Below are 13,202 nucleotides of genomic sequence, written 5' to 3'. Positions count from 1 at the left end.
GCGGCGCCCAAAACCAGAGTATTGCCATGGAACGCTCGACCATCGTCAGAGTGCATGAAGGTTTGCACGCCCGTCCCGCGACGCGGTTCGTGAAGCTCGCCAAGGGCTTCGAATCCGACGTCGAACTGGTCAAGGACGGCAAGGCGGTCAGCGCCAAGAGCTCGGTCAAGCTGATGCTGCTGGCGGTCAAGGAGAACCAGGAAGTCACGGTGCGGGCGAATGGCGCCGATGCCATCGAGGCGCTTGAGGCGCTGATCGGTTATCTCGAGAATCCGCGGGCCGGCCTCGATGATGAAGCAGAAGCACAGAGTCCGGCGAACGATGCCGGACAGGAAGCGGCACCCGCGTCCGAACCGGCGCCAGCGGCACCTGACGGGGCAAACCGCCTGCGTGGCGTGGCCGCGAGCGAAGGTTTCGCCATCGGCCCGGCCTTTGCGCATTTCCCGCCCGATATCGCCGGACAGGGCCGCATGTTGCGGGCCGAGGAGATAGAAGGCGAGATCGACAGGTTCCGCGCGGCTGTCGGCGCGGTCCAGGCCCGCATGGATTATGCGTTGGCGCAGGACAGCCTGTCGGCTGGAGACCGCGGCATCGTCGCCGCGCTCAGGGATATCGCCGCCGACGATAGCCTGACTGGTGAGGCCGAGGGCCTGATCAAGGGCGGCAATGACGCGGTCTCCGCCGTCATCACCGCCGCCTCCAACATTGCCGCCGAATTCAGCGCGGTCGACGATCACTATCTCAACGCGCGGGCGGATGACGTTCATGCGGTCGGGCGGCAGATCTGCCTCGTGTTGCTCGGGCAGGACGATGTCAGCCTCGAAAACATACCCGAAGGGGCTATCCTGATTGCCGATGACATCGGCGCCTGGGATCTGGCACGCGCGCCGCTGAAGCGTATCGGCGGCGTGGTGTGCGGCCATGGCGGCGCCACCTCGCACATCGCCATCATTGCCCGCTCGCACGGCATTCCGGCAGTGCTCGGCCTCGGCGGCCAGGTGAATGCCTTGCGTACCGCGCGAGACGTCGCGCTCGACGGCAATGCCGGCCATGTGATCATCGACCCCGACGAGGCGACCCGCGCCGATTTCGCCGGCCGCGTCGAAGCGGCGGCAAAGGAGCGCGCCGGACTGACCATCTTCAAGACGGTGACGCCGAAGCTTGCCGACGGCAGGATCATCGAGGTCGCGGCCAATATCGGCTCACTTGAGGAAATCGAAGCGGCGCAAGAGGCTGGTGCCATGGGCATCGGCCTGTTCCGCACCGAGCTTTTGTTCATGCGCCACATGCATCTGCCCTCGGAAAACATGCAGGCCGAGACCTATGCGGCGCTGGCCAAGGCTTTTGCGCCGTATCCGGTCATTGTGCGCACGCTCGACATCGGCGGTGACAAGCCGATTGCCGGCATCGAATTTCCCGACGAGGAAAACCCCTTCCTCGGCTGGCGCGGCATCCGCATGTGTCTCGACCGGCCCGACATCTTCAAGCGCCAACTGCGGGCGCTGCTGCGGGCCGCCGTGCACGGCAACATCAAGGTGATGCTGCCGATGGTGTCCGACATCTCGGAGGTCAGGCAGACGCGCGTGCTGATTGACGAATGCACGGTCGAGCTGAAAGCCGAAGGCGTGCCGCACGCGTCATTCGATCTCGGCGTCATGATCGAAACCCCGGCCGCCGTGCTCATCGCCCCGGCGCTGGCCAAGGAGGTTGCTTTCTTCTCGATCGGCACCAACGATCTGACCCAGTACATCATGGCCGCCGACCGGCTCAATCCGACGGTCGCCAAGCTCAACGATGTCACCAATCCGGCCGTCATGTCGGCGATCGAAATGACGGCAAAAGCCGGCGTCGCCGCCGGTATCATGGTCGGCATGTGCGGTGAGGCGGCCGGCCGTCCCGATCTCATTGCGACCTTCGTGAAGATGGGGCTGACCGAACTCTCGATGAGCCCGGCTTCCATCCAGCGCGCCAAGAAAGCGATCATGGCCATGGCCGCTGAAGGCTAGCCCAGGCCGGCCAACTACGGCAGATGGGCAAGCAAGGTGGCGAACACCGGTGTCAGTTCAGCGATCGGGTTTGCCTTGGCGCAGGCCTGAACGATGCGGTCGTGGCGGATATCCGCCGCCAGGATCGCGATCTCCAGCATATCCGGCTCCGGCGCGCCGTCCCTGCCGGCGGTCGCCAGGCCGCAGGCCAAAGCGAGCGGTGCCAGGCAGCTTACGTCAAGTGCGCTGCTGCCCACCACCGCCGGCGTTTCGGACACCGTTTCGGCAAAGCGGACCGGACGCTGGCCGAGGCACTCGACCAGCAGCGCCGAACAGGTGGCCGCGATTGCCTGCAGTCCGGCACCTGGCGCGGCCAACGCGGCCAGCAGATCGCCATGCCGCTTGCGCATCGTGGCATGGACGGCCGCGAAATCGGCTTCGTGGATGCGGGCACTGTCGATGTTCAGACCGGCAAGCACCGCCTTGGTCAGATAATACATATCGCGCCGAAACAGGCGCTCGGCGCCCAGTTGGCGATCCTCGTTGCCGACCGGGAAATAGGTGCCGAGGCCCTTCACCGTGGTGCCGTCCACCTTGATCGGGCGCTCATGCGGGACGAAAGCTTCAGCGATCGACAGCGCTTCGTCGACGGCACTCGCGGCATGGCTGAGCAGGCCTTCGATGCCCTTGCCTGGAAACGGCGGCAGATGGCTGGTTGCTTCGCGCAGGATGCTGGTATTGCCGCTGCCGTCATGGCGGCTCTGGCGGATGATTTCGCGGACTTCCCGCAGCCGGTCCTTCAGATTGACGCGGACATCCTCGGAGATTTGTCGGAGCATCGCGGATCGCCTTGAAATTTGCTGCGGATAGCCGCCAACCGGGGCAGCCGCCACTCTCTACATTGCTCCTATCGATTGGTAGATCAATAGGCGATACTAGACCAGCATGCAGAATCGGCGGCGGCGCGCTCGTCCGTCGCCGCAGGGGGAGAGACAGACTTGGGCAGACGACGACAGGGCGAAAGCGAAGACGGTCGAGGCGAGGCAACCGAGCAGGTCGCCAGCGAAAGCCGGACGGATCGCCTCAGGATTCGCGCCGCCTGGATGTATTTCGTCGAACAGATGACGCAGAACGAGATCGCCGACGTGCTCGGCGTCGGTCGCGTCACCATCGTGCGCATGCTGGCGGATGCCCGGGCGCGCAACGAAGTGAAGATCACCATCGAGAGCGAATTGTCGGAAATTGTGCGGCTTGAGCGCGCGCTGGAGAAGACGTTCGGGCTGCAGCAGGCGCTGGTGGCGCCGCTTTCGGCACCCGATGCCGATCCGATACCAGCGATCAGCGCCAAGACCGGCAGTTTCCTGTCGGACACGATGAAGTCCGGGATGCGGGTCGGCGTCGGCTGGGGGCAGACGCTGTTCTCGAGCCTGCCCTTCATCAGCGCCAAGTCGCTCACCGATTTCAAGGTGATTTCGCTGCTTGGCGGTGTCGGCGTCGTGCGCCGGGTCAACCCAGCCGAGTTCGCCTGGCGCTTCGCTCAGATATTCCAGGGCGACGGCTATCTGATGCCGACACCAGCCGTCGTCGACAGCGTCGAGACCAAGATCGCACTGATCGAGCGCTGCGGCCTGCAGGAGATTTTCGAGATGGCCGACGTGCTCGATGCCGTTCTGCTGAGCGTCGGCGGGATCGCCTCGGCCACCACCTTCTCTCGTGGCGGCTTCCTCAAGGAGGCGGATCGGGAGGCCCTGCTTGCGCGTGGCGCCGTGGGTGACCTCCTGTTCCATTTCTTCGACCGCAACGGCGATCTGGTCGACCATCCCGTCAACAGCCACGTGATGTCGGTGGATGTCGACCGTCTGCGCAAGGCACCGATCCGTATCCTCACTTCCGGTGGCGAGGAGAAAACCGAAGCGCTGCTCGGCGCCATGACCCTCATTGCCCCAACCATCCTGATCACCGACGAGGAGAGCGCGCGGCGCATGCTGGAAGCGGTCAGCGGAAGCTGAAGCTGTCCGTGATGTAGTCCGGCCAGGCCTGCTGTTCGTCGAAAACAGCGGCGAGATCCGGTGTGTCCGCCAGTATTCCGCTCAGCACCAGCGCGGTGGCGATGCCGGTGCTGTTTCCGCCCGATATATCGTGTTCGACGCTGTCGCCGACACAGACCACGGTGCCACGGTCCGGCTCGCCGGCCAGCGCCAGCGCGGCGTCGAAAATCGCCTTGTCGGGCTTGCCGATTCGGGTAACGCTGCCGCCCAGGCTTTCATAGAGATCGGCCAGACGGCCGGCGCCGAAGCGAGGGCCAACGGCCGTCAGCATGATGATGTCGGGATTGGTGCAGAAACACGGCACCCGCCGCTCTGCGGCCGGCGCGAACAGCCTGCGATAATGGTCGAGGTCAAAGCGGTCACCCTCGCTGGCCGCGATCAGCACCAGTTCGGCCTCATCGCCGGACCCGGTCAGCACAAAAGGCAGGCCCTCGATCGCGGAGCGGTCAGCTTCACGGCTGATCAGCAGGCATTTTGTCCCTGGGCGCAGCTTCCCCGACGTCGCCATCTCCCTAAAGGATCGCCACGCCACCTCGCCGGAAGAAACGAAATGATCCCAGCTTCCCGCTTCGAAGCCGAGTTTTATGAGCCGGCTTTCATTGGGTCGTGCCCGCCTGCCGGAGTTCGAAACCAGCACCACGGTCTTGCCGGCGCGCTTCAGCGCCGACAGCGCTGCCACCGCGCCCGGATAGGGCCGTGTGCCGTCATGCAGCACGCCGAACTGGTCGAGCAGGAACACGTCGTAGCGCTCCGCCAGCGGCCCGATGCCGTCGAGACGTTCGATCGTTTTCGCGCTCATAGGAGTCCTGCCCGGCTTGCACCCATCAGCGCCAGCCGCGCCGTGCCGGCGGCGGCCTCGTCGGAAAGCGCGGGCAGGAAATCGACGCCGAGCCTGCGCCGCCGGATTGCCGTCCAGGCTGGGTTCGCCGCCCCGCCTCCGACGCTCCTGACCGATATCAGCGCGGGCGCGCCGAGTTCGGCAAGCCTGTCATAGCCGAGCGCTTCGATCGCGGCGATGCCTTCGAACATCGCTTTCAGATAATCGGCGTCGTCCGCCGGCCGGGGTGCAAGGCGAGGCGGCAGCGCCGGATCGGCGATCGGAAATCGTTCGCCCGTGGCGGGAAGCGGATAGTAATCGAGGCCGGTGTCGGTCTCCGGGTCGATTTTTGCGCTGAGTTCGATGATACGGGCGAGCGGAAAATGCTGAGCCAGCACCTTGCCGCCGGAATTCGACGCACCGCCTGCCAGCCAGGCGTTGCCGAGCCGGTGGCTGTAGATGCCGAAGCGCGGCGCCGAAATCGGCCGGTCGGACAGGATCTTGATGGTCAGCGAGGATCCCAGCGCGGTGACGCCGTCGCCGATCGCGGCAGCACCGGTCGCCAGGAACGAGGCGCAGCCATCCGTGGTTCCGGCGACGACGGCCACATCGCGCGGCAAGCCGAACAGTTCCCCGGCTTCCGCGGTGAGGGCGCCGGTGACTTCGCCCGGCTCGACCACGCGCGGCAGCAACTCCACGCGCATTCCGGTCGCGGCGATCCATTCCGGCCAGCGGCGGGCCTCGACATCATAGCCTGTCTTCAGGGCATTGTTCTCGTCGCTGACGTCGAAGCGGCCGGAGAAGTTTCCGGCAATCCAGTCGGCCTGATGCAGCACCGCCGCAATGCCCGGCAGATGCTGGAAGCGCAGGGCCTTGGCGAGGCCGGATGTCGCTCCGTGCGCTGCACTTGCAGCCGGCGCGGTGCGGTCGATCGCGGCCAGAATGTCGTCGTCATCGACCTTGTCGTTGTACATCAGCGGTTCGGCCAGCGGCCGCCCGGCGACGTCGACCGGCAGCAGCGTGCCGGAGGTGCCGTCGATGGCGATGGCGCGGACCGCCGTGCGGTCGATGCCGGAAAGCAGGTCCGTCAGCACCGCCTTGACCGCTTGCCACCATGCCGTGGGGGCTCGGTCATCGCGGCCAAACCTGTCGAGTGGAACGGCCGAATGCCCGGCTATGGAAAAATCCGGGCGCATGGCGACGGCGCGCGCACCTGATGTGCCTAGGTCGATGCCGATGACAAGTGGCATCATGTCCATGCTAGCCGCCAGCCGCGTTGAGCTTCTGGCGATATTGCTCGGCGTCCCAGTTGACCAGCTCGTCATTCTCGGAAGCGGTGAGATAGTTCAGCCGTGCGGCGACGTCGATGCGCGCCGTCACGTCGGCGAGGCAGCGTTGCATGGCATCGGCGCCGGCACTGGCGTCGCCGCGCATCAGCACGCCTGCGCCGGGAAACAGGATCGCCGCAGGCGACGTGTCCAGTCGTGCAATGACATCGGCCACCGCCTCGCCTGGTTTCGCCACGATGGAGCCCTGGCCGAGGAAGATGACGTGGTCCGGATAGAGGCTGCCGGCCTGCGCCATGCGGCGGCTCTCAGGGTCGAGCGCAACCGCATGCGCTTCGACATCGGCCGGCAATCTGTAGAAGCTGCCGCCGGCAAGCGCCGCCAAGGCATCGAGGTCGGGTGCGGCGGTCGCGCGCGCCGGCCGGGCCAGCAATGACCTGATACGGCGCAGCAGAAGCTCCGCCTCGGCGACGGTTTCGGCGGCGACGACCAGCCCGTGATTGCCAAGGATCAGCACGTCGACACCAGGCCGCAGTTTCTCGGCAATGCCGCGTGCAAGCGGCAGGCCCGGCCGGAAATAAGGCACATAGGCCCATTCGATGCCATCGAGCCGCCTGGCGACCTCGGCCTCGCCATCGGCCTGCACGGCAAGCGAGATGGTGTCGACGCAATGGACGTGAAGAACCACGCGCTGCGGCATCAGGGCGTGCACCGTGGTCTCGATCGACGGCCGCAGGCCGCGCGGGTTGAGCGCTGCAATGGTGAAACCCTGCGGCTGGTCGGCGGCGCGATCGCGCTGTTCGACGGCTCTCAGCAACGGCGCCATCGCCACCGGCACCATGATGTCATCGACCAGCGCGTCCTTCAGCCAGGTGCCGGAGGCCTTGATCCACAGCGTGTCGCCGGCTTTCAGCGAGGTGTTGCCGCCTGCCGCCTGGGTCAGATGCGGGCTCTGCCCGATGCTGGCCGAAAGCGCCCGTAAGGCCGCCAGCTCCTGCGCATCAGCTTGGGTCGCCATGGCGCTTTTCCTCCAACGGCTCGGCCGTGTCCTGCGCGAAATCCCGTTGCCGGGGTCGAATTGGCGCTGATATCGCAGATACGAGTGATCTACGTCAACAGTGATCTAGTATCATCAAAACCCGCTTGCAATCCGGCTAATGTTGAGTAAGTTGCGCCAACTGCCATGGAAATGGCATCCGGGAGGAAAGAATTGAGCGACTCCGGCCGCCAGCGTCAGATCGTCGAACTGCTGCGGGATCGTCCGTTCGCTTCGGTGCGCGAGCTGCAGGAACGGCTTGGCGTTTCGGCCGCGACGGTCAGGCGCGATATCGACAGGATCGACGAAGCCGGCGAAGCGCGGAAGGTCTATGGCGGCATCTCGGCGCTCGACGGCGCTTCCCAGGCCGGTGTCGCCTACGCCCGGCCCTATGACGAGAACCGCGACCTTGCGGTCGAGGCCAAGCGGCAGATCGCCGCTCTCGCGGCGACCATGGTGCGTGACGGCGACGCCGTCATCGTGCATGGCGGCTCGACCTGCTTCCATCTCGGGGTCAAGCTCGCCGAGCGCAACATCCGCCTCTACACCAACTCGATGCCGCTGGCGGCCTATCTCAGCGACCACGGCCATTGCAGCCTGACGGTTGCGGGCGGTGATCTGCATCGCGAACCCGGCATCATCCATTCGCTCACCCAGGCCGTGCCCTTCTACGCCTCCAAATTCTTTCTCGGCGCGCAAGGCCTTGGCCAGGAAGGCGTGATGGAATCGCACCCGCTGCTGGTACGCTCGATCTTCGATCTCAGCCTCTGCGCCGACCAGATCGTGGTGCTGGCCGATAGCCGCAAACTGTCGATCCACGCGCGCAATGTTGCGCTGCCGCTTTCCCGCATCGGCACGCTGGTCACCGACGACGGTCTCTCCGACGCCGATGCGCGCATGCTGGAGGACGCCGGCGTCATGGTGCGGATAGCCTCGGGAGCCATCCAGTGAAGGTGGCTGTCCTCGATTTCGGCAAGACCAATTCGAAGCTGTTCGTCTTCGGCCAGGACGGGCGGATCATCGACGAGCGCCGGACACAGCCGAAATGGGTGCGCCAAGACGGCTTCAGCGTGCTCGACGAGGCGGCGCTCCACCATTGGGCGCTCAGCGCCGTTGCCGATGCGGTCGATGGTCATGGAGTGGAAGGGGTCATGGTGTCGGGCCATGGCTGCACCTTTGCCTTGGTGGACGAGGCGGCGCTGACGCATCCTCTCCTCGATTACGAGCAAGAGCCGCCGGCCGAGATTGCCGCGCGGATCGACCGCCGCATTCCTGACTTTTCCGAGACGTTCTCGCCGCGGCTGCCGCTCGGCTTCAATTACGGCCGCCATATGCTGTGGCTGCAGGAGGTCGATCCGGACGCGTTCGCTGCGTCGAAATCGATCCTCGGCTATCCGCAATACTGGAGCTGGCGCCTTGGCGGACGGGCGGTCTCGGAAGTATCCTATCTCGGCTGCCATTCGCATTTGTGGGCGCCGCGCCGCCAAGATTTTTCCTCGCTGGTCGACGCGCAGGGCTGGCGTGACCGGATGCCTGCCTTCGAGCGCGCCGGCACCGTTATCGGCGAGCAGCGCCTCGGCGCTGCGGCAAGCCCGATCGCCATCCACAACGGCGTCCATGACTCGAATGCGGCGCTGCATGCCTATCGCCGGCAGGAGCTTGGCCCGGTCACCGTCGTTTCTACCGGCACCTGGGTCGTCGTGCTCAATCCGTCCTGTCCCCTCGACGCGCTCGACCGGGATCGCGACATGCTGGTCAATGTCGATGTCGGCGGCGGCCCAGTGCCGACCATCCGCTTCATGGGCGGGCGTGAATTCGCAACCATCAGCGCCGGCTGGCAAGGCGAGATCGCCGGCCCGGCGGTGCAGCGGGTGATCGATGCCGGCATCATGGCGCTGCCGAGCTTCGCGCCGGGCGGGCCGATGACGGGGCATTCCGGCCGACTGGCGGGGCGCGCGCCCAATGTCGAGGAACGCGCGGCTACGGCGCTGCTCTACGTCGCGCTGATGGTCGATCTCTGCCTCGACCTCATCCATTCGAACAACACGGTGATCGTCGATGGCGGGCTGAATACGGGCGGTCTGCTCGCCGGACTGCTGGCGCAATTGCGTCCCGACCAGGCTTTCCTGCAGGGCGCCACGCTGGAGGGCAGTGCCACCGGTGCAGCGGCGCTCGCCTTCGAGAGCGTTGGGCGCGAATTCGCCGCCGAAGTTCCGGAGCCGGTGCGCGCGTCGCGTTTCACCGGGTTGGCAGGCTATCGCGGCAATTGGCGTGCCGCCACCATGGACCGGGGCGTCGCTGGTGCGGTGGCGGGAGGCGCGCGATGAGTGCGATTGCCAAGGCCGAGACGGTGCGCCAGCCGGTGCTGGAGATGCGCCACATCTCCAAGACGTTCGGCACCATCCGTGCCTTGCACGATGTCTCGCTGAGCGTCCATGCCGGCGAGCTGCACGCCTTGATGGGCGAGAACGGCGCCGGCAAGTCGACATTGATGAAAGTGCTTTCAGGCGCCTATCGGCCGGATGCCGGTGGCGAGATCCTGATCGACGGCATGCCGGCCGCGACCGGCGATCCGATCAAGGCGCGCGCCAGCGGCGTCGCGGTGATCTATCAGGAGCTGTCGCTGGCGCCCAATCTGACGGTGGCGCAGAACATCTTCCTCGGCAACGAGCCGCGACGCTTCGGCATCGTCGATCGTGACCAGTGCACCCGGCGCGCCAGGGAGATCATCGCGCGTCTGGGCGTCTCCTTTTCGGCCCGCGACATGGTCTCCAGCCTGTCGCTCGGCGAGCGACAATTGGTCGAGATCGCCCGCGCGCTGTCGACCAATGCGCGCATCATCGTCATGGACGAGCCGACGACGTCGCTGACCTCGCGCGAGACCGACCGGCTGTTCGAGGTCATCGCGACGCTGAAATCGCAAGGCATCGCCATCATCTACATCAGTCACCGCATGGAAGAGGTCTACCAGCTTGCCGATCGCGTCAGCGTGCTGCGCGACAGCGGTTATGTCGGTACGCTCGAACGTGCCGACCTCAGCGCCTCGCGCCTCGTCTCGATGATGGTCGGCCGCGATCTGTCGGCTTTCTACAAGAAGGATCATCGGCCGCCGGACGAAAAGCGCGCGGTGGCGCTCTCGGTGCGTGGCATGTCCGACGGCCGTCTCCTGAAAGACTGTTCGTTCGACCTGCACAAGGGCGAGGTGCTGGCGCTGGCGGGTCTGGTCGGTTCCGGCCGTACCGAGCTTGCGCGGCTGATCTTCGGCGCCGACAGGCGCGTGTCAGGCACGCTGGAACTCGACGGCAAACCTGTAACCATCGGCTCGCCGCGCGAGGCGCTCGATGCCGGCATCGCCTATCTGACCGAGGACCGCAAGGAACTCGGCCTGTTCCTCGACATGTCGATTTCCGACAACATCAGCATGGGCGTGCTGGCGCGGGATTCGCGCGCCGGCGGCTTGCGCGACTTCGCGGCCGCCGAAAGGCGCGCTTCCAAGGCCGTTGCCGGTCTCTCCATCCGCACCAGTTCGGTGCAGGCCAATGCCGGCTCGCTGTCGGGCGGCAACCAGCAGAAGGTGCTGCTCGCCCGCCTGCTCGAAACCGAGCCGAAGGTCGTCATCCTCGACGAGCCGACCCGCGGCGTCGATGTCGGGGCGAAATCGGAAATCTACCGGCTGATCGACAATCTCGCCAAACAGGGCATCGCCATCCTGATGATCTCCAGCGAACTGCCCGAGGTGATCGGCGTTGCCGACCGCGTGCTGGTGATGCGCGACGGCACGATATCGGGCGAGGTGACGGCATCGCAAGGCGAACCGCTAAGCCAGGAGAAAATCATGGAACTTGCAACGGGAGCGGCTCAGCAATGACCGACAAGGCGACCGAGATCAGCGCAGGCGGCCAGGCCACCGGCACGAGCCGACGGTTGCGCACGGCTTTCGCTGCCCTTGGCATGCTGCCGGTGCTGATCCTGCTGGCGGCCGGCTTCCAGTTCCTGAACCCGCGCTTCCTGACCGAGACCAACCTGTTGATTGTCACCCAGCAGTCGTCGATCAACATCGTGCTGGCGGCCGGCATGACCTTCGTCATCCTGACCGGGGGCATCGACCTGTCCGTCGGCGCCATCCTCGCCGCATCGGCGATGGTGGCGGTGATGGTGTCGCTGGTGCCCGACTGGGGTTTGCTCGGTGTGCCGGCGGCCATTCTGGTCGGCCTCGGCTTCGGCCTCATCAACGGGCTGCTCATCGCCTATATCAAGCTGCCGCCCTTCATCGTCACGCTGGGTTCGCTGACCGCGGTGCGCGGCGTCGCCCGCCTGCTCGGCCAGGACACCACGGTGTTCAATTCGGACCTGCCGTTCGATTTCATCGGCAACGGTTCGCTGTTCGGCATTCCGTGGCTGGTCATCATCGCGCTGTCGGTGGTGGTGCTGTCCTGGCTGGTGCTCAAGCGCACCGTGCTAGGCACCTGGATCTATGCCGTCGGCGGCAATGCCGAAGCGGCGCGGCTGACCGGCATCAAGGTGCCGCTGGTGCTGCTCTTCGTCTATGGCATTTCCGGCCTGCTGGCCGGCCTTGGCGGCGCCATGTCGGCGGCCCGGCTCTATGCCGCCAACGGGCTGCAGCTCGGGCAGTCCTATGAACTCGACGCCATTGCCGCTGTCATCCTCGGCGGCACCAGCTTCGTCGGTGGCGTCGGCTCGATCTGGGGTACGCTGATCGGCGGCCTGATCATCGCGGTGCTCTCCAACGGGCTCATCTTGGCCGGTGTCTCCGACATCTGGCAGTACATCATCAAGGGATTGGTCATCATCGTGGCGGTCGCCCTCGACCGCTACAGGCTCCAGGCAGGAGCAAGAACGTGATTGACCTTAGTCGCCGGCGTCAACGACCGGTTTCATGTAACGCACCGTGAGAGGCGCGGGGCAATCGGAGGAAAGCAATGAAGACCATCGCCAAACTGCTCTGCGGCGTCGCACTCGCGTCGCTCGCCATCGCGCCTGCTTCGGCCAAGGACCTCAATAAGGTCGGCATCTCGGTCGGCCTGCTCGGCAATCCCTTCTTCGTCGCCACCATCAAGGGCATCGAGGACGCGGCCAAGAAGATCAACCCAAAGGTCGAGGTGACCTCGGTGTCGGCCGACTATGACCTCAACAAGCAGGTCTCGCAGGTCGATTCGTTCATCGCCGCCGGTGTCGACGTGATCATGCTCAATGCCGTCGACGCCAAGGCGATCGCGCCGGCGGTGAAGAAGGCACAGGCTGCGGGTATCGTCGTTGCCGCCTTCGACGTTTCGGCGCCGGGCGCCGACGTGACCGTGATGACCAACAACGTCAAGGCCGGCGAAGAGGCCTGCCAATACCTGGTCGACCACACCGGCGGCAAGGGCGACTACGTCATCCTCAACGGACCGGCATCGTCGTCGATTCTGGAGCGGGTGAAGGGCTGCAAGAACGTGCTGGCGCAGCATCCCGACATCAAGATCCTCTCCGACGACCAGAATGCCGAAGGCTCGCGCGACGGCGGCCTGAAGGTGTTCCAGTCGCTGCTCACCCGCTTCGACAAGATCGATGCGGTGTTTGCCATCAACGATCCGACGGCGATCGGCGCCCAGCTTGCCGCCAAGCAGCTCAACCGCTCGGAGTTCATCTTCACCGCCGTCGACGGCGCGCCCGATATCGAGAAGGAACTCTCCTCCGGCACCTCGATGATCAAGGCCTCGGCCTCGCAGGATCCCTATGTGATGGCCGGCCAGTCGCTGACGATGGCGGCCGAACTGTTGGCCGGCAAGAAGCCGGCGGAGCCGACCGTCCTGCTCGACCCGAAGCTCATCACGGCCGAGAACCTGAAGGACTACAAGGGCTGGACCGCAGCCCGCTAAATCCTCCCAAGGCCGGTGGGGGGGGGGGGGGGGCCGCGGCCCCCCGCCCGGAGCCCCCCGGCCCGAAGGGGGGGGTTTGTTAAGATGTAAATATATATGGGGGGGGGGGGGGGGGGGGGGCGGGGGGTGGGGCCGGCCGGCACCCCACCGG

At 65.7% G+C, this 13,202-nt stretch carries 11 protein-coding genes; 7 read left to right on the top strand and 4 right to left on the bottom strand.

From position 1 onward, the window contains the following. Nucleotides 1–26: 26 nt before the first annotated feature. Complete coding sequence (ptsP, locus tag NKI69_RS20070; protein WP_352722414.1) at nt 27–2,006, top strand: phosphoenolpyruvate--protein phosphotransferase; 1,980 nt, start codon at nt 27–29, stop codon at nt 2,004–2,006. A 14-nt stretch (nt 2,007–2,020) separates the two neighbouring features. On the opposite strand, the gene NKI69_RS20065 is transcribed toward ptsP, so the two are convergent. After that, a complete protein-coding gene (locus NKI69_RS20065; protein WP_128304696.1) occupies nt 2,021–2,824 on the bottom strand; it encodes a hypothetical protein in 804 nt (267 codons plus the stop codon). A 159-nt stretch (nt 2,825–2,983) separates the two neighbouring features. Between NKI69_RS20065 and NKI69_RS20060 the strand changes: the two genes are divergently transcribed. Then, nucleotides 2,984–3,994 carry a sugar-binding transcriptional regulator gene (locus NKI69_RS20060; protein WP_023811047.1) on the top strand — a complete coding sequence of 337 codons (1,011 nt, stop codon included), beginning with the start codon at nt 2,984–2,986 and terminating at the stop codon, nt 3,992–3,994. Here the strand turns inward: NKI69_RS20060 and NKI69_RS20055 are convergent. Genes NKI69_RS20055 through NKI69_RS20045 form a run of 3 tightly spaced genes read right to left on the bottom strand, consistent with a single transcriptional unit; the run spans nt 3,981 to nt 7,154 of the window. Further along, nucleotides 3,981–4,832 carry a TIGR01459 family HAD-type hydrolase gene (locus NKI69_RS20055; protein WP_023811048.1) on the bottom strand — a complete coding sequence of 284 codons (852 nt, stop codon included), beginning with the start codon at nt 4,830–4,832 and terminating at the stop codon, nt 3,981–3,983. The genes NKI69_RS20060 and NKI69_RS20055 overlap by 14 nt on opposite strands. After that, entirely contained in the window at nt 4,829–6,103 is a 1,275-nt protein-coding gene (locus NKI69_RS20050; RefSeq protein ID WP_031213187.1) for an FGGY-family carbohydrate kinase, read from the bottom strand. Before NKI69_RS20050 ends, NKI69_RS20055 begins: the two co-directional genes overlap by 4 nt. A 7-nt stretch (nt 6,104–6,110) precedes the next feature. Then, complete coding sequence (locus NKI69_RS20045) at nt 6,111–7,154, bottom strand: class II aldolase/adducin family protein (RefSeq protein WP_023811050.1); 1,044 nt, start codon at nt 7,152–7,154, stop codon at nt 6,111–6,113. 192 nt (nt 7,155–7,346) lie between these two features. Here NKI69_RS20045 and NKI69_RS20040 point away from each other — a divergent pair, with 192 nt between their 5' ends. The 5 genes from NKI69_RS20040 (at nt 7,347) to NKI69_RS20020 (ending at nt 13,051) form a co-directional block, all read left to right on the top strand. Further along, nucleotides 7,347–8,123 (top strand): DeoR/GlpR family DNA-binding transcription regulator, encoded by a 777-nt coding sequence (locus NKI69_RS20040; protein ID WP_023811051.1) that lies wholly within the window; start codon nt 7,347–7,349, stop codon nt 8,121–8,123. Continuing rightward, nucleotides 8,120–9,499, top strand: a complete 1,380-nt coding sequence (locus NKI69_RS20035) for an FGGY-family carbohydrate kinase (protein ID WP_352722413.1) — start codon at nt 8,120–8,122, stop codon at nt 9,497–9,499. The genes NKI69_RS20040 and NKI69_RS20035 overlap by 4 nt, the downstream gene beginning before the upstream one ends. Further along, nucleotides 9,496–11,040, top strand: a complete 1,545-nt coding sequence (locus tag NKI69_RS20030) for a sugar ABC transporter ATP-binding protein (protein WP_352442064.1) — start codon at nt 9,496–9,498, stop codon at nt 11,038–11,040. Before NKI69_RS20035 ends, NKI69_RS20030 begins: the two co-directional genes overlap by 4 nt. Beyond that, the gene (locus tag NKI69_RS20025; protein ID WP_352611812.1) at nt 11,037–12,035 is read left to right on the top strand and encodes an ABC transporter permease subunit; all 999 of its coding nucleotides are present in this window, start codon (nt 11,037–11,039) and stop codon (nt 12,033–12,035) included. Before NKI69_RS20030 ends, NKI69_RS20025 begins: the two co-directional genes overlap by 4 nt. A 77-nt stretch (nt 12,036–12,112) precedes the next feature. Further along, nucleotides 12,113–13,051: an ABC transporter substrate-binding protein gene (locus NKI69_RS20020; RefSeq protein WP_027038073.1), complete on the top strand. Its 939-nt coding sequence runs from the start codon at nt 12,113–12,115 to the stop codon at nt 13,049–13,051. Nucleotides 13,052–13,202: the final 151 nt, after the last annotated feature.

The organism is Mesorhizobium sp. M0491 (assembly GCF_040321265.1).
In the GTDB taxonomy this organism is placed as follows: Bacteria; Pseudomonadota; Alphaproteobacteria; order Rhizobiales; family Rhizobiaceae; genus Mesorhizobium.
This window is presented reverse-complemented; position numbering and strand designations above follow the sequence as displayed.